This is a genomic window from Brachyspira sp. SAP_772 (assembly GCF_009755885.1).
Taxonomy (GTDB): domain Bacteria; phylum Spirochaetota; class Brachyspiria; order Brachyspirales; family Brachyspiraceae; genus Brachyspira.
On the sequence record NZ_VYIX01000220.1, the window covers coordinates 1 to 658 of the forward strand.

Here is a 658-nt window from a genome sequence, read left to right on the forward strand (position 1 = left end):
AGAGTAAAAATATATATGAAAGATAATTTCCATTGATTTAACTCCCTATCATTTACTATATTTTACACATTCTATAATTTTTAATTCATTAATTATAACATATTATAAATATTATATCAATACTTTACATATTATTTAACTAGTGAAAATTCACACTTCTAGTAAGCACAACACTCTTATCATCAAARTCTGTAACCTCTGCTTWAAATATATATTTGCCGCGTTTAGGTATAAAACTTCCTCCCCTATAATAATGAGAATCAACCCCATAAACATCTTCAAATCTATAATCTGGAGATATATAATAAACATTRTTCTGCTTAATAAAATAAGTAAAATCATAATCTCTAAGCAAATCATCATTCATATATATTTTTACTCTCTTAAGCCCCATAGGAATGCTTCCAAGCAAATCATAAGCCTTAACAAATAATTTTAGCTCATCATTATACCTTATAGACATATTGTCTTTTATCTGTATTAATCTATTTTCTGTTCTTAAATATATACCATGTATAAGCGGAGATTGTTCAGAGCCTTTATTCATATCAAGATAAGCAAGAGGGTCTATAACAAGCCCCTTTTTCATATCTTCTATTGTAAGATGCAAATGAGCACCTCCAGAACGACCAGTGTTTCCTGTTAAAGCAAGTATATC

General features: G+C 27.8%; 1 pseudogene. It reads right to left on the minus strand.

Annotated features, from left to right (window positions below):
* Positions 1-139 precede the first annotated feature (139 nt).
* Positions 140-658, minus strand: a pseudogene (locus GQX97_RS13670) (M23 family metallopeptidase); the annotation flags it as partial.